The 16,084-nt window shown below is 52.2% G+C and carries 12 protein-coding genes; 7 read left to right on the plus strand and 5 right to left on the minus strand.

Annotated elements, in window-relative coordinates; all coding sequences use genetic code 11:
* The 3 genes from ICL07_RS07465 to ICL07_RS07475 form a co-directional block, all read right to left on the minus strand.
* The gene (locus ICL07_RS07465; RefSeq protein WP_188087293.1) at positions 1 to 1,035 is read right to left on the minus strand and encodes a DUF3137 domain-containing protein; all 1,035 of its coding nucleotides are present in this window, start codon (positions 1,033 to 1,035) and stop codon (positions 1 to 3) included.
* 30 nt (positions 1,036 to 1,065) lie between these two features.
* On the minus strand, positions 1,066 to 1,584 hold the full coding sequence (locus tag ICL07_RS07470) for a hypothetical protein (RefSeq protein ID WP_188087294.1): 519 nt from the start codon (positions 1,582 to 1,584) through the stop codon (positions 1,066 to 1,068).
* Positions 1,585 to 1,688: 104 nt separating this feature from the next.
* The gene (locus ICL07_RS07475; protein ID WP_188087295.1) at positions 1,689 to 2,924 is read right to left on the minus strand and encodes a DUF6807 domain-containing protein; all 1,236 of its coding nucleotides are present in this window, start codon (positions 2,922 to 2,924) and stop codon (positions 1,689 to 1,691) included.
* Positions 2,925 to 3,083: 159 nt separating this feature from the next.
* Here ICL07_RS07475 and ICL07_RS07480 point away from each other — a divergent pair, with 159 nt between their 5' ends.
* From ICL07_RS07480 to ICL07_RS07510, 7 genes are all read left to right on the plus strand, one after another.
* Positions 3,084 to 4,610, plus strand: a complete 1,527-nt coding sequence (locus tag ICL07_RS07480; protein ID WP_188087296.1) for a C25 family cysteine peptidase — start codon at positions 3,084 to 3,086, stop codon at positions 4,608 to 4,610.
* The gene (locus ICL07_RS07485) at positions 4,597 to 4,881 is read left to right on the plus strand and encodes a hypothetical protein (protein WP_188087297.1); all 285 of its coding nucleotides are present in this window, start codon (positions 4,597 to 4,599) and stop codon (positions 4,879 to 4,881) included. Before ICL07_RS07480 ends, ICL07_RS07485 begins: the two co-directional genes overlap by 14 nt.
* Positions 4,882 to 4,942: 61 nt before the next feature.
* Positions 4,943 to 5,569: a hypothetical protein gene (locus tag ICL07_RS07490; protein WP_188087298.1), complete on the plus strand. Its 627-nt coding sequence runs from the start codon at positions 4,943 to 4,945 to the stop codon at positions 5,567 to 5,569.
* 48 nt (positions 5,570 to 5,617) lie between these two features.
* Entirely contained in the window at positions 5,618 to 6,754 is a 1,137-nt protein-coding gene (locus ICL07_RS07495; RefSeq protein WP_188087299.1) for an AAA family ATPase, read from the plus strand.
* Complete coding sequence (locus tag ICL07_RS07500) at positions 6,727 to 7,494, plus strand: hypothetical protein (protein WP_188087300.1); 768 nt, start codon at positions 6,727 to 6,729, stop codon at positions 7,492 to 7,494. The genes ICL07_RS07495 and ICL07_RS07500 overlap by 28 nt, the downstream gene beginning before the upstream one ends.
* On the plus strand, positions 7,491 to 9,836 hold the full coding sequence (locus ICL07_RS07505) for a hypothetical protein (protein WP_188087301.1): 2,346 nt from the start codon (positions 7,491 to 7,493) through the stop codon (positions 9,834 to 9,836). Before ICL07_RS07500 ends, ICL07_RS07505 begins: the two co-directional genes overlap by 4 nt.
* Positions 9,833 to 12,421: a hypothetical protein gene (locus ICL07_RS07510; RefSeq protein ID WP_188087302.1), complete on the plus strand. Its 2,589-nt coding sequence runs from the start codon at positions 9,833 to 9,835 to the stop codon at positions 12,419 to 12,421. Before ICL07_RS07505 ends, ICL07_RS07510 begins: the two co-directional genes overlap by 4 nt.
* Here ICL07_RS07510 and ICL07_RS07515 read toward each other — a convergent pair.
* Positions 12,418 to 13,434 (minus strand): dipeptide epimerase, encoded by a 1,017-nt coding sequence (locus tag ICL07_RS07515; protein WP_188087303.1) that lies wholly within the window; start codon positions 13,432 to 13,434, stop codon positions 12,418 to 12,420. The genes ICL07_RS07510 and ICL07_RS07515 overlap by 4 nt on opposite strands.
* 1 nt (position 13,435) lies before the next feature.
* On the minus strand, positions 13,436 to 16,054 hold the full coding sequence (locus ICL07_RS07520) for a 4-alpha-glucanotransferase (RefSeq protein ID WP_188087304.1): 2,619 nt from the start codon (positions 16,052 to 16,054) through the stop codon (positions 13,436 to 13,438).
* Between the last annotated feature and the right edge of the window lie 30 nt (positions 16,055 to 16,084).

Raw genomic sequence — 16,084 nt, forward strand, 5'->3', positions numbered from 1 at the left:
TCAGGTGCGGGAAAAAGCGACGGAAGTCCAGATACTGCCGTTCTGCCGCAGATCGTCCACGATCTCCATCAAACCGGTGAAGTCCAGGTAAAAATCTGTCAGCAGCCGGCGATCGGTTAATGACTCCTGCAGTCCTGCTTCAAAATAGTCTTCTCCATGGCTGATGCCGATATAAATACGGTTGTTGGAAAACGACATGTACACCGGCGCCTGTGAGCGTTCCTGCAGGCGTACGATCTTCGCCAGCAGTGGCGCTGTCAGCAGCTGTTGCGCTTCGTCTGTATCTTTGGCGTAGGCCATAAACAACTTATTGAAGGCGGTATCAGCCGTGGTTACCTTTTTCCCCAGGTTCCAGGTTTCGATATAGTCGGTATCGGAAGTAGTCAGCTTTTCCATCATCGTGCTACGGGGAACGATGTACACCGGCGTGGTGAAGTAACGCGGGAACTGCGCTATAAACCAGGTACCTTCAAAGATCACGTCATGCCCCATTCCCCGCAGCGTTACTACCGGCATATGCGTTACTTTCAGATCGCACCACTGGAAACTGAGGTCACCGGTTTTACCGAACACCTGGTCGTTGCCGCTGATATTGTATTCCTGCCGGGTAAACAAACCGCTTTCCATAAACTCTTCATAGCTGGCATGGTTCAACGGCTGGTAGCTGAAAGCCGGATCTATAAAGCGGATGATGGGTTGTATCACTTTGTTTTTAAAGTCCTGTTTGTAATCCACCATTTCCTGCATGCCTTTTTGGTTGGCCATATAGCGCCGCAGGCCAAAGCTCAGCGCCAGCGTTAGCACCACACCGATGCCCAGGAACAGGAAAATGGACAGGCTGTTGGGGTTATTGTTTTCCTGCCGGGGGATGACTACCCACATCAGGAAAGCAAAAAAGAGGATGACCGGTACTACGCCCAGTATACGCATCCGGCGTACCCAGGCCTGGGCGGACTGGCGTTGATTTTCCAGTTGTTGCAGCTGTGCATCCAGTTGTTGTGCTACAAATGCATTGAATTCCTCGATTGTCTTCATACTGTTATAACAGCTTTATGCCGGGGTTGTTTAATTAGCGGACCAGTTGGCAGAAGGGGTATTTCCGGTAACGGCGCCGGCTCCTGCGGCGCTGACGAAAGCCCGGAAGGGTTGTACATTTTCTTCCGAAAGCGGCAGTTTATAGGACTGACGGCCCGTACCGATCACGATTTGTGCATATTCCATCGGGAACAACCGGATACGGATAACACGCAGCGGTAAAATCAGTTTATAGTCCGTATAGGTTTCCAGGTTACTCACCGCCTCTCCTTTCCTTAGCCGCGCTACAAACTCCTCAATTTTGGAAGGCCGTTTTTTTGCCTGCATCCACATAATGAGATAAGGGATCACCGGGCCGATCATCATTGCACCAAACATCAGGATCAGCAATAGCGGCAGTTCGGCCTTTGTTTTCAGGATGGAAGTCAATACCACTGCCATGAACAGGGTGGCCAGTATTTCTGCGGTGATCAGTGCCTGGATAATTTGTTTTTTATCTTTTTCGTGGATGGCCGTTAACGTAGCCTGTAGGTCTTGCAGACTTCTCATATGGTATGTATTACGTATATGGTTCTTCAATATCAGGGGTATGCCGGGTCAACCTTTCACGCCGACGAAAATAGCATAAAAAGCAGGAATATCAAAACGATCCTTTACTGTTTGCGCACGACCGGAGGAAAAGCAAAGTCTTTCCAGGCAGCCTCAGCTTCTTCCGGCGTGATATCTCCATCGTACACCATGACGCGGTACGTTAGCGTATAGTTGTTACCGTTAGTTAGTTTCCATTCCTTCATTTTGGTAGGTGAGTAGTTCAGCATGAGTTCACCGCCTTCCATGTTCTCCGGCCAAACGCGCAGCGGTTCCGGTGAATCATAGTTATCCGGTGCATTCATAATGAGCAGTCCTGATTTGCCTTCCGGTGTAACGCCGGTTATTTTCACCCAGCGGGCGCGGGTACTGTCGGCGTTTTTACGGGTTTTACCTTCAGAGGTGAGCACTTCGCTGGTGCTGGCAGTGAAGAAGGGCGTGGTACGCAGACCAAATCCGCCGCCGTAACGGTATTGCAGCAGGGTGATGCCTTCTTCCGTGGCGCAATGGAACAGGGAAGTGATATCCCAGCAGCGGCGCTGTCCATTGTTGGTGGACGGGTAGGCGCGAACTTTCCATGTTTCGTTGATGGCTACCTTTTCTGACCCGTTTTTCCCGAAAGCCACATGGTCCTGGCGGGCGCTGAATCCGCACCAGGCGTTGCCGTTGGTAACGGATTCCATTTTCACGAAACGTACTTTCCCTTCTTTTTTCTGTACGTTCCAGAAGTCGGTTTCTTTTCCCTCAAACAGGGTATGTGTCCATGGGTTCCAGATGCCCATATGATGCCGGTGGCCTGCGTTGGGGAAGGCGTTGGTCAGCACCGCCCCGTTGGGCGCCCACAACGGATGGATAAAAGCGCTGCGGCGGTATACGCTGTCGCTGCCGGCGGGTGGTTCCACGGTAGCGTAGTTGTATTGCAGAATATGTTTAAGTCCTTGTTGCAGCACCAGTGCCCCGTTGGCATCGGTTACCTGCATAACGGGTACCGTGGATGTTTTACGATTGGCTCTTTTCAGTTCATAAAACCTCCGGGCGCCGGCGGGGGTATGCCCTTCCAGTATCCACCAGAGTTCCCCGTTCGCCGCGGTAACGGCAACGGGCGTACGCTTTTTCCCCGCCACTTCTTCCAGCAGCAGGTCTTCCGTGTCTGCCGGCTGATCCAGCGGTATATGTACCACGCTGTTGTGACGGGCTATATCGCCGGCCTGTACGGTGTAACGGGCAATGACCTGTGCGGTGGTTTGCTGACCAGCCACCAGGCAGCCCAGCAGACATAAGTTCCGGAAAAGCGTTTTCATATGCAATCGTTTGCAACAAGGTACGTTTTCCTTTTTCACTATGCAAGTACTTTGCGTAGCGATGTGGTAATATTGTTAACAGAGACTTGCCGGGTATGCTTTTATTTTAATATTTTTAGCGTTTTAATGCATGTTTTTATGGCAAGCCCCGCGATTCATATGCTAACGACAAAACTCATTATAACCAATAAATCGGCCCTGGAAAAGAAGTATGGAGACCAGCATCCGGTCATACTGGATGACCTGAAAGCGCTACAGGCATTTGACGCCGGCAGGCAGCTGTCTACCCAACTGATTTTACTGGACGATGCCGTACAGATGCAGGCCTGCCAGTCCGCCCCGGTAACGGACATCACCGACGAAGCCCAGCACAAAAAAGCGATCGACGATCTGTATCGTTTTTATTCTCCCGGTTACATCATGCTGATCGGCGCACAGGACGTGATCCCGTTCCAGCGGTTAAAAAACCTGTTGAAAGACAACGACCCCGACAGCCTTATTCCCAGCGACCTGCCCTACGCCTGCGACGCGCCATATGACACTGATCCCGGCAAATTCATTGCCCCTACCCGGGTAGTGGGCCGCCTGCCGGATGTACCCGGAGGTAATGACGTCGCCTATCTGCGGTCGCTTATCAAAGATATTATGTCCACGGCGCCACAACCGGTCAGCCTGTACCAGTCCTACTTTGCGGCCAGCACATTTGACTGGCAGGACTCTACGCAAAACAGCCTGCAAAACATTTTCGGCAACAATACCAGCCTGCTGGTATTTCCCGGTACAGCTGCACTGGACGGCACCAACTGGTCTACCCAGATGGAACCGAAAACCCATTTCATCAACTGCCATGGCGCCATATATAACCCGGGATATTACGGGCAGAAGGCCGCTGATTTTCCATTGGCCATGCGTTCGGATACCATTGCCGCAAAACTGAGCACCGGTACCATAGTAGCGGCGGAATGCTGCTACGGCGGACAGTTGTACGATCCGCAAAAAAATGCAGCCAAACTGATGAGCATGGCCAACAGCTACCTTTTCAACCATGCCATCGCTTTTGTAGGCGCTTCCAACATCGCCTATGGACCGCCCACCGGCCAGGGACTGGCAGACCTGCTGACACAGTTTTTCCTGATCAATGTACTGAACGGCGCCTCTACCGGCAGAGCGCTGCTGGAAGCCCGGCAGCGGTTCCTGCATGAAATGGGCCCTACCCTCGACCCGTTTGAACTTAAAACAGCCGCCCAGTTTTACCTGCTGGGAGATCCTTCCCTGCAACCGGTTATCAACGGCAAAGACCCCAGCACCGACGGGGTGGAACAAACTTTTGTAAATACCCTGCAAAACCGCCGGGATAACATGGAAGCCCGGGGTAAAATGCTGGATACCTTTCTGGCAACGCCACAACATACCAGTGAGACACATGCTACCGACCCCGCCCTGGAAGCGGCCATGCATTCACTGCTGGGTGAAAAACAATTTACCACACCCCCGCCTGCCAAAACATTTATCAGTCACCATAAACATACCCAGGCAACTGCCACATCGGGCACTTCCATGCCATCTGTAAAATTTCATGTATTTTCGGAATCAGCAGCCCATGGAGAACGTACCACCACTAAAGTGCTGGTCGTAAAAGAAAAAAATAATCAAATACTGGGCTACCGTGAATATGTCAGCAGATAATCAAACCCCCGAAAAAAATATCGTCCGCCTCACAGGGCGGCTGGTATTGCGGACTTTCGGCCAGCGCTCCAAAAGCGAACACCTGGGCGTATACCTGGTCTGCGACCAGAAAGAATATCTCATACGCCCCGCCGGCGCCAACCCCTTCATGAATAACCCATTGATGAAGCTCGCCGGTAAAACCATCACCGCCGAAGGATATATCGTAGACTATGTATTCCTGGCACGTTCATGGGCAGAAGAAGATTCTTCCCCGGATACTACTATTTAGCGGGTTTTTTATTACTTTGGCATACAATGCATCCCGCACGCATGGAAGACAATAGTAACCTATGAACTTATCCTCTTTTGTAACCACCCTGGTCCGTGATGGACAAGTAACGGTATCCGCAGTGGTTCATCCTTTTTCCAACGATGACCTCAGAGAGACCCGAAACGTGTTGACCGATTACTACCAGCATGACCTCGCTGATATGCCCGGACAAGCCCCGGCTTTCGACGGCAATACCGCCCTTGGGGCTGCCGGATTCATTTACCGCGCAGCGCAACTCATCAAGCTCCGGCAGATAGATGATGCCGGTATAGCACAACTGTTGCCCGAATACCCCGGCGCTGCCAGCCCTGAAGCCGTTTATTCGGCCGACTTGTGCCTGCGTTACCTGCCGGACCTGCTTAGTATGGCCAAAAACCTGGCCCCCGCAGATCCACTGGTACAACGCCTGACTGAAACAGCCGCCCGGTGGCCGTTTTCATCGACCGGCACCAACATCTGCCCCACTGCCCCGGTCGCTGTCATCACCGAGCATCCGTCGTTGTTGCAGGCCTATACAGACCGCATCATCGCCAGCAAGGATGCCGGCAGATGCAACGACGTCACTGTGATGAACTCCGTAAAAGCAGCCCTGGGCAATTATGCCGACCTGCTATGGCCCGGCTTTCATGACAGCTTCCGGGACTAAGCATTCTTCATCACCCAATACCCGCCTATAGCGGAAAGACCATATGCTATGAACGAACAACTTATTGACAACCTGAACAACGTGCTGCAACAATTGAAGCACACCTTTATCGGCAGAGAAGATGTTATTGACCTGATGGGCATCTGTTTGGCCGGAAGGGAAAACCTTTTCCTGCTAGGCCCTCCCGGCACCGCCAAAAGCGCTATGGTAAAAGCACTGGCGAGCCAGCTCGATGGCCACACCTTCGAGTACCTGCTCACCCGCTTTACCGAACCCAACGAAATCTTCGGTCCCTTCGATATCCGCAAACTGCGGGAAGGCGACCTTGTCACCAATACCGAAGGCATGCTGCCGGAAGCCTCCTTTATCTTCCTCGATGAATTACTCAACGCCAACAGCGCCATCCTCAATAGCCTCCTGATGGTGCTCAACGAGAGAGTATTCCGCAGAGGACGGGAAACCCGCCCGCTGCCGGCACTGATGATCGTAGGCGCCAGCAACCACCTCCCGGAAGATGAAGCCCTGCAAGCGTTGTACGACCGTTTCCTCGTTCGCGTAAAATGCGACTACGTAGATCCGCAACTGTTATCTGCCGTACTACAGGCAGGATGGCAGCTTGAACAACAGACGACTACCACCACCGGAAGTATTAGTCACGACGACATCGCCACCCTGCAACAACAAATTGGCCTGGTAAACCTGGATACCATCCGCCCTGCCTATCTTACGCTGATACAACAACTCCGGAATGCCGGGCTGCTGGTATCCGACCGCCGCGCGGTAAAACTGCAACGGCTCATCGCTGCCAGCGCCTTAATCAGCAAACGCACCACCGCACAGCTTTCCGATATGTGGGTGCTGCGTTATATCTGGGATACAGAAGAACAACAGGCTATCATTGCCGCTATTGTGAATGAAGTAGTGAACAGCGAGCCAGTCACCCCACAGGAGCATCCCCGTGCCCGTTACAGCGGCCTCCCCGATGCCGATGAGATACACCAGGAAATACAAAAGATGACTACACAATGGAATGATAGCCACACCTCTCCCGCAACCAAAGCAGCTATCAAAGACCGTCTGCGTTATTTGAACGGGCGTTGTGAATGGATCACCAATGCTACCCAACGTGAATACGTCATGCAATCGATTAACGCCTTATGGCACCAAATCATGCAACAACCATGATGCCGGCATGGAAGGAAATCGTGCTGCAGCTTCCCCTGCACCAGTATACCGCGCTGGGCGCGGTGCGGCATCTGCCCGGACTGGAAATCGCCACCGACGGATCATCTGTCTGGCTGAAAGGTATTTCCGCCCCGGAAAAGCTGCACCCGCTGCTATTGCAACTACCGGCAATTTGTACCTGGTATGCCGACCACCGGCAACGGCTCTTTAAAAAAGGGGATATAACGCCTACGGCTATACTAAATAATACCCTCACCTGGCAATCGTTGTCGCAATGGCTAACAGTATCTCTGCCCGTATCGGGGATGCCCCATGCTATTACGGATAAAGCACCTGTCCGCCTGGTACCGGCAGATCAGCCGGAAGAAACAGCTGCCCTGCTCACTACGCTTGCAGCGTGGCGCACCTATGGAGAAACAGCGCCATTAGTGCGGTTACAGCGGTTATCCTTTGCAGCAGACAGCCAGGGGCGTGTGCTGATTATCGGATACCCGCTGCCAGCCATTCCCGGCAGGGAATATACCAGCGTACAGCAGTTACTGTTACCCGTAGGTTTTACCCTGCATCCCGCAGGGATAGCACCGCTGATCAGGCAACAGCTGGACCCGGAAAAGGAATACCTGCTACTGTTTCATCCTGATGGCAACTGGGAACGTATTCCGCAACATGCATTGGTGCCGGCTACCCGGCGCGGTATCCGCGCTACGCACCCCGGCACCGCCCAACCTGAAAAGTTATGAATACCTATTTTCAACTGAGCGGCGACTATTGCTGGCGCTGGAGTGAAGAAGGCCGTGTGATTGAGTTGCATAACGGTTTCACCGTTTGTTATACAGAAGCGTTGACCGGGCTGCTGCAACAAATGAATCCGCCCGGATGGCCACCGCTAAGCACCGTGCTGTTCCTGTTATGCGCCTGTAAGAACAACGATACACAAATAGCGCTTACCACCTGGAACCTGCGGGAAATAGTACAACGTATTTACCCATCCTCCCGCTTGCCGGAAAATACCGCTGGTATGCTGGAAGATGCCTGTCATTTGCTGGAATTGGTGCATGCCCTGCCGCTGGAACTACGGCAGTTGAACCAGCATGCCCACCTGATAACAACCCTGTTTGAAGGCTTTACACCGCATATAGACAGTCAGCAGGCCACCGCAGCGCTGGAACAGTTCACACCTGGTTATCATTATAACGCCAATGCAGTCAGCACGCTGGAGTGGGACTTATCCTGGCTTTCCCGGGCCGGGAAAAAATATACGGCCCTGCCGGAACTGGTACAGGCGCTGACAGCCGGTACCACCCGGCATTTGTCGCCACTACCGGCAGATCTGCCCTTACCGGATGCCAGCGACCTGTTGACACAGCTGGAACGGCATGAAAAAACCATTGGTATAAGCCGGCTGGCCCGGCGTATCATGGCCGCCATTCATGTGCCCATGCATACCTACAACAGCGGGGAACGCCTGCTGGGCGGCTTCTCCGACCTTGCCAACAAAGGCAATTATGACCGGTTATTGATTTCCGAACTGGCACAGGACGATTTGTTGCTGACTGCCCGCCTCGCCAATCAGGAGGCGCTATACCTGCGTAGGGAAGAAGTACCACTTAATCGAAAAAAGAAGGTGATCATCCTGTTAGACATCACTTTAAAAATGTGGGGCATACCCCGCATATTCGGTATGGCTGCAGCATTAGCCTGCCGGCTGCAACAGGCAAATGATACCGATGTCACCGCATGGGCGCTGGGGGAAGCCAATGTCTATCCCATCAACCTCGATACGCCCGATACTATGGAGCATGCCCTTTCCTTTCTGGACAACGGGCTGCATATCGTTCCGGCACTCACTTTTCTATTGGAAAAAAGACAAGAGGACACAGAATATTACCTGATCACCGGTGAAAAACCGGCCACACATCCGGATTTGCAGGCCATACTGGCTGCTCATCCACCCAAAGTGGATTTTCTGCTGACAGTAGACCGGGAAGGCGCTTTTCATTGTTATCACTATTCAGGCGGAAGAAAAAAACAGATCAGTCAGGCACAATTCGATCTGGAAGAAATTACACACCCCGGCATCCCGGCATCTGAAAAGAAAAAGGATACTACTGCGCCACTCTCGGCTATCCGGATGGAAGACCCGGTTCCCGTACGCCTCCCGGTGACAAACATGCGAAATAAACCAGGTTATCATTTTTACTGGTCTAACGATATTGTCTCCATTACCCGCGATGGCCGGGTAGAATGCAGATCACGTAACCGCACCGACGCCCGCGGCGGACTGGAATGCTGCCGGTATGTGGAACAAGGCGTTTATGAACTGATGGTACATGATCAGCATTCCTTCAGCCTGCTGGTGAATACCAATATGTATCCCACGCTGATACTATATCATTTTACACAGGAGGGCAACACGTTTTCGTATAAACGAATAGTGACCGATGCCCCGGCCAAAAGTTATGTTATTGAAACCAGCCGCTCCCTGTTCTGCCTGTATCCTACCTATATGGCAGTGGATGGCATTACGGGCGCCTATGTAGACAATGATATCATTTCTTTCGCTACAGCAGACTATCAGCAGGGTCAGAAGGAGGCTATACTCAAGTCCATGTTCAAAGAACTGAGCCGGCATGTTTTTGCCTTGTCTACCGTCAGCAAAATTTTCATTACCCGGGAGGGAGAACTGATTATACAAGGCAGGAAGTTATATATAGAAACCAGCAGCAAAGGCGCTACCAATCTATTAATAGCAGAGGCCAACCACCATACGCCGGATCGTGTACCGGTGAACAAAATGGTAGCCCCCTTACCCGGTAACCCGCTGATCAGGCAAACCCGTTTTACCTGGGCAGACGGCAGCTACATCGTCTCCGACACCCGGGGATTCCTGTTCCTGCGCAGTTCCGACGAGAGCATTCCCGACATAGTGATTGTCATGGCACTAAGCGCCCCTACCGCCGCCTGGACCAATGGCCACTTTACAGGCAATCCTTATTTCCAGCTGAACCCGGATGATACCATTGTCCGGGTAGCCGAATTCTACAATCAATACATTCTCCGGTTTATTGCACAATTACGATGAATCTAACAGTAGGTTTACAATATCAGGATAACGCTCCGCAGCCGGCCATTGCTGCGGCTTTCGTATACGGCCATAGTGCCGCTGTGTGGATGGAGGAAATAAGCCGGTGGCAGCTGCCTATGGAACAACTGACAGCGCTGGCCGTTCCTCAGCGCGACAGCGCCGCTACTGCGGGACTACTGGTACTGTTCAATGGCGTTGTTCCCCCTTTTCCGGAAAGATTGCAACATCCTTACCAGCGGCTACGTCGCCTGTTCATCCCCGTGAATGCAGTACTAACACCCGCCATGACCGATGATGAACGGAAAAATCTACTGATTTGGGATTGGCAATTGTTTCATCCTGTATTGGGCTTTACCGGCTTTCACCAGGAGCAGCTGATATCCTTGTCTTCCCTGCTGACGTTACCGGCACCATTGCCGGGCGACTGGGAACAGGCCCGCATGGGCACTTTCCCGGCGCCTTCCCTGCAAAGGATTTCATTGGAAGTCGTTACACTGGAAAGCATCTTCACCGATATACAACAACAAATCGGTCGGCTGTCGCCGGAAAACATTGCGCCGGCGGCGCCGGAGCCGGAGAACAACTCCCTGTTAAACAAAGCCAGATCTATATTTTCGGCTTTATTTAAACCGGGCACTTCCCCCGAGGTATCGCCGGATGAGCAACGCCGGCGGGCATTAGACCGCCTGCAAGCACTCTTTGATATAGATTTTAACAAAGCGCTCGAGTATGCAATCCCGTTAGGAGACGCCTATGCTTCACGGGGATCTGTTGCCAATGAAGGCACTTCGCTGTCCCGCCAGGATACGGATTTTTCGCTGGGTAAACTGGGAGGGGGCCAGCCTGTTGACTACTGGAACCTGTCCGGCTACAAGGAGCGGCTACGGGAAAAATATCAGATAGCTGCCCATAGAGCTACCCAGGCTGGCGATTACCGGAAGGCAGCCTATATTTATGCCCACCTGTTGAATGATTTCTGCCGGGCCGCCCAGGTACTGGAAAAAGGAGGATTTTACCGGGAAGCAGCCGTGTTATACACCGATCATTTGAAAGATGATAAAGCTGCCGCAGAGGTACTGGAAAAAGGCGGTTTCCTGGAAGAAGCCATACCCCTGTATATCAAGACCACACAATACGAGAAAGCAGGCGACTTGTTGATACAACTGCATCGACATGCCGCAGCGATGGAACAGTACCAGTCAGTGATAGACGGGGCGGTCAAACAAGAGGACTATCCCTTTGCCGCCAACATTGCCCTGCACAAAATGCAGGATAAGGAGAAAGCAGGTGAATACCTGTTGACCAGCTGGCATAAAAAGATAGCGCCGCAGCAGTCCTTGCGTCAATACTTTCAGCTACAGGACGATTCGCAGCTGCAACAAACGATTAACGACATATACCACCACCATACAGCCGCCGGCCAGGAAACAGACCTGCTGGCAGTATTGAAAACATTGACCATCCCTCATCCGGACCCGGCCATCCGGGATACGGGCGTTGAAATCGTTTATGACATGGCTAGTAAAAAAAATAAATTCCTCTCCTACCTCCGGGATTTCATACCGGATGACCTGCTGCTTTGGAAAGATATCAAACGGTATACCCGCCATACACCGGCATCATCCACCACCATACCAGCCCGGCGGGTAGTGCAGTTTGCGAAAGATATCAAATGGCAGTCCGGTGTACGGTTACCGCGGCAGATGGTGTTTTTAGGCCATCGCGGCAATCAGCTCTACCTGCTCAACTATAACATGGCCGATAAATCTGAGCTTATACTGCTGAAAGAAACAAAATCGACACCGCCGCCAATTACTATGATCGTAGATCCGGGAAGAGAAGATTATGTGTTATTGTTAAGCAACGATCTCTCTTCTGTGAATAGAAAGACCATACGGCCCGGAGACAGTACCCAGGATTTTATCTCCGTGGAAATGCCTGCCTGGACGCCGGGAAGTATACTGGCGGCTCAACTTAAGGGGAGCAAGGTTATGATGTTACATAATGCCGATGGCGCACTACACCTGGCCAGCTACCTGATGTTTGAACAAAAATGGCATACCACCGACTGCCATACAGGAAATCAACCGATAAAGATGGAATTTCGCCGGGGTAGAGTGCAGGAGACTTTCAGCTATCAGGGTTGTTACTATTTTTTTTCAGGATATAACCTGTTTCGTTGCAACCACGCTGGCGAAACCGAGTCTTTTGGGCAGGGCAATAAGGTATTATCGATGAGTCCATCCTTTACACCTGACAGCCTGAAACTGGCCATTGCCACAACAGACGGCGTACGGGTGCTGCTGTTTACCGGCAGCTCACTATCTGCCCAAAGCACCTACATCATAAAACCGGCAACATACGATACTGTAATGACCTGGTTACCCGGCAGTTTGCTGGCCATCGGAACAGAGCAGCGGGTGGAGATTTACAGGATCAGCGGCAGCCAGGCCAGTACCGCATTGGTGGCGGAACTTCATCTGACTGCCACAGTAAAAGCCATCCTGCTGATGCCACAGCCGGCGCAGATAGGTGTACTGGACGAAGCAGGGCTATTCAGCATTTTTGACCTGAAACTTTAGGCTTGTCTGAGCACAGCGCCCACACCGGGTCTGTCTGCATAAATAATACGGCCGTTATCAATGCGGATACCGTCAGCGGTGTCTTCTGCCAGTAACAGTGGCCCGTCCATGTCTACATAGTCCAGGAAGGGCAACAGATGCGCTACGGCAGAGGTGCCTACCGTGCTTTCATTCATACTGCCGGTCATTATTTTCATGCCGTACTGCCGCGCTTCTTTGATCATACGCAGGGCGGGCGTAATACCGCCGCATTTGGTGAGTTTGATATTGATACCGTGGAAATAGCCATGACAGCGGGCTACATCCTGTTCTACGATACAACTTTCGTCTGCTATCACCGGCAGTACCGATTTTTCAAAAACGGTTTTCATACCATCGCGGTCGGCGGCAGCCATCGGCTGCTCAATGAATTCCACGCCCAGTGGTTTCATGGCTTCGGCATTGCGCAGGGTTTCTTCCACACCCCAGGCGCAATTGGCGTCTACGCGGAAAATGGCGCTGGTATGTTTTCTCAGCTCCGCGATGATAGCAATATCTTCTTTGGTGCCCAGTTTAATCTTATAAATCGGCCAGGGAAATTCCTGCAGTTTTTTAACCATGTTATCAATGGTATCTATCCCGATAGTATAATCAGTCAGCGGATTATGGGAGATATCGAGGCCCCACACTTCATAGAGCTTTTTATTTTGACGTTTGGCGTACAGGTCCCACGCGGCCAGGTCCAGCGCGCAAAGGGCAAACATATTATCCTGCAATAACGGGAACATATCCTGCCAGAAAACTTCCGGTGTATCGAGGGTATAGTTTTCGATAAACGGGCGATGAGCGTTGATCGCTTCCATCAGGCGGGGTACGGTCATGTTGTAGTAGGAGTTGTCGGCCGTTTCTCCGAGGCCAGATAGCCCATCCTGCTGTAGTTCCACTACCAGTAAGGGTTGTACGTCTTTTGACTTCCGTGAAATAGTAAACGTATGGCGGAATTTCAGCTCAAAAGGATAAAGTGTGAGTTTCATTTTAAAACTTTCGTAATTCGTAATCCGTAATTGGTTTATTAATTCTGTATCTCCAGTAATGTTGTGTCACTGCGGGAATATTGATTCTTTCCTTATCCGGATGCTGCTGCGGTATATAACCGGCGGCTGCCAGCAGGTCCTGTATTTGAAAGATACGCCACATGGCGTTAGCCTGCAAGTGCTGGTTGATAATTTCCTTTATCAGGGATGCATCTGCGCCGGGAGGCGCCGGTGTATTATGTTTGAGTATTTGCCGGTAATATTTTTGGGAGATGCCTGCATGCTCCTCCCACCATCCTCTGAGGGTGCTCATATCGTGTGTGGACGGGGTCAGCACAGACAGGTAGGGCGCCTCAAAAATAGCGGCAAAATCAGCGCCATAGTGTTTGGGCATCCGTTGTACTTCCAGTCCGAGGATACCTTGCGCCTGCATGACACCAGGCACACAATGCGGTACCATGCCCAGGTCTTCTCCGCAGATGAGCATACGGGTGGCCCTTCTGATAAGTGGTAGTTTATGCATGGCTTCTTTCCGCCAGCAGCTCTCCTGCCGTACATAAAAGTAATCCTGGTATAATGCCTGTAAGCGTTCCTGTGTAACAGGGTCCAGCGCTGCAAAAGAGGTGGTGGAGGCCAGGTCGTACCGGGGATGGTACATCACTCTTTCTCCCTTGGTGACCTTTATCAGCAGCACGTCTGCTATCAGCAGGAACAGGGCTGTTTCCACTGCTTCCGGCAGGTGCAGGTCCCTGATTTTCCGTTGGGTATCGCAATGCGGCTGGAAACTGTAACGGCCATTGGGTAAAGATTGCAGATAGTGGTCTTTGATGATGCCCGCATAGCTGCCGAACAGCTGGTCCAGCCGGGATTCTGTAATCCAGGGCTGGCAAAAACGGTCTTCTTCAAAAGCAATGCCTTTCTGCAGTAGCTCCTCCCGGCTAACGGGAATGGCTGGATGAAAATAGCCCAGCAGCCCCTGTACCGCATGTTGCGGTATTTGCCATATCCGGAAGAAGCCCAGGATATGGTCTATCCGGAAGGCGTCAAAATAAACCGACATATGCCGGAGGCGTTGTTGCCACCAGTCGCAGCCATCGGCCGCCATTTTTTTCCAGTTATAGGTGGGGAAGCCCCAGTTCTGCCCTTCTGCGGTAAAGCTGTCGGGGGGCGCACCGGCCTGCATATCCAGGTGGTACAGGCCGGGGTTCATCCAGGCGTCGGCACTGTGCCGGGAGATACCGATGGGAATATCTCCCTTGAGGGCGATGCCCCGGCTGTGTACCGCTTCCACAGCAGCTTGCAACTGAAGATGCAGGTGATACTGTACAAAGAAATAAAAATGCACCGTATCCGCCGCAGCACGGTCGGTGATGACCAGCTCGTTGATAGCCGTGTAGTCGTACTCGTTATATTCCGGCCAGCGGGAAAAATCAGGCGTATGGTATTTATCACGCAGGTAGCAGAAAACGGCATAAGGCAGCAGCCAGTGTTCATTGGCGGCAAACCATTGCCAGTAGGCACGGGTTTGCAGTTTCTCCCCTTCCTGGTCGTAGATGGCTTTCAGGTAAGCCATCTTATAGGTCAGGACGGTTTCATAGTCTACTTCGTCTTTTTCGTTGAGCCATTGCCGTAAGGAATGAAACTGCCGTTGCAGCGGATGGCTGTCCGGCAGCGTTCCCACCTCCTGCAGCCGGATATACAGCGGATGCAGGGCAAAGGAGGAGATGGCCGAATAAGGGTAGGAGTCGCGCCAGGTCCAGGTGCTGATGGTATCATTCACCGGCAGCAGTTGTATCAGCTGTAAGCCTCCCTGCTGCGCCCATTGCGCCAGGGGGGCCAGGTCGGCGAATTCCCCGGTGCCAAAACCTTCGGCGCTGCGCAGACTGAATACGGGCACGGATACACCGGTACCTTTCCAGTGAGGGTAATGCAAACGGGCGAAGCCATCGTGCAGGACCGTTTGCCCATCCGTTGTGAAAGCCGGTAGCTCGCGGTCGGCGCCGTTTTCGTAACATTCGAAGGTATGTTGTTCCAGGTCGTAGACACCGTATTTATAGCGTACGCCGGTGATACCGGCCGGCAGTTCCGGCGCTGTGGTAAACCATCCCTGTGCATCGGGTTGCAGCAGCAGTGGTGTTTCGATGTTCCAGCTACCGAGTGACGGGATATTACCCAGGAGGCAAACCGTTTTGCCAGCGGGCAGCAGCGGGGCCTGTACGCGGAACTGGTGGGTAGCTTTGCGGCAGTCTGGTTGCTGTACCGGGTGACGGAAAAACACCCGTGTAAACGGAGCGGTTTGCCAGGCGTTTTCTGTTTGTCCGGCGTAGTTCCAGCTATCGATACAATGATAGGTTCCCTGTGCCGGGTCCAGCAATATTTCCCGGATGCCGCCTTCATAGGCGATTTCTTCCAGTTCTTTGAAGATGTATTGATATTGGAGAACAAAGGGTTCCGTAGTGTTGATATGGATCGTAGCGGTCCACCATTCATCGTTCTCCCATTGCAGACGGAGGGCCTGGTGTGGCACGTCATTACCCAATGCGGGAATATTTCCCAGCAGGTATAATTCCTGCCCGTAATGGGTGTGGTAACGAAGATAAAACCGTATTTTCTGATGCATCTGATCCCACAAAATAAAGATATTTAGGGA

This window comes from Chitinophaga qingshengii (assembly GCF_014529935.1).
Lineage (GTDB): Bacteria > Bacteroidota > Bacteroidia > Chitinophagales > Chitinophagaceae > Chitinophaga > Chitinophaga qingshengii.

Bases quoted from the DNA above. Each gene is read 5' to 3' on its own strand.
- ICL07_RS07465 (WP_188087293.1), bottom strand. From the start codon at position 1,035: ATGAAGACAATCGAGGAATTCAATGCATTTGTAGCACAACAACTGGAT.
- ICL07_RS07470 (WP_188087294.1), bottom strand. From the start codon at position 1,584: ATGAGAAGTCTGCAAGACCTACAGGCTACGTTAACGGCCATCCACGAA.
- ICL07_RS07475 (WP_188087295.1), bottom strand. From the start codon at position 2,924: ATGAAAACGCTTTTCCGGAACTTATGTCTGCTGGGCTGCCTGGTGGCT.
- ICL07_RS07480 (WP_188087296.1), top strand. From the start codon at position 3,084: ATGCTAACGACAAAACTCATTATAACCAATAAATCGGCCCTGGAAAAG.
- ICL07_RS07485 (WP_188087297.1), top strand. From the start codon at position 4,597: ATGTCAGCAGATAATCAAACCCCCGAAAAAAATATCGTCCGCCTCACA.
- ICL07_RS07490 (WP_188087298.1), top strand. From the start codon at position 4,943: ATGAACTTATCCTCTTTTGTAACCACCCTGGTCCGTGATGGACAAGTA.
- ICL07_RS07495 (WP_188087299.1), top strand. From the start codon at position 5,618: ATGAACGAACAACTTATTGACAACCTGAACAACGTGCTGCAACAATTG.
- ICL07_RS07500 (WP_188087300.1), top strand. From the start codon at position 6,727: ATGGCACCAAATCATGCAACAACCATGATGCCGGCATGGAAGGAAATC.
- ICL07_RS07505 (WP_188087301.1), top strand. From the start codon at position 7,491: ATGAATACCTATTTTCAACTGAGCGGCGACTATTGCTGGCGCTGGAGT.
- ICL07_RS07510 (WP_188087302.1), top strand. From the start codon at position 9,833: ATGAATCTAACAGTAGGTTTACAATATCAGGATAACGCTCCGCAGCCG.
- ICL07_RS07515 (WP_188087303.1), bottom strand. From the start codon at position 13,434: ATGAAACTCACACTTTATCCTTTTGAGCTGAAATTCCGCCATACGTTT.
- ICL07_RS07520 (WP_188087304.1), bottom strand. From the start codon at position 16,054: ATGCATCAGAAAATACGGTTTTATCTTCGTTACCACACCCATTACGGG.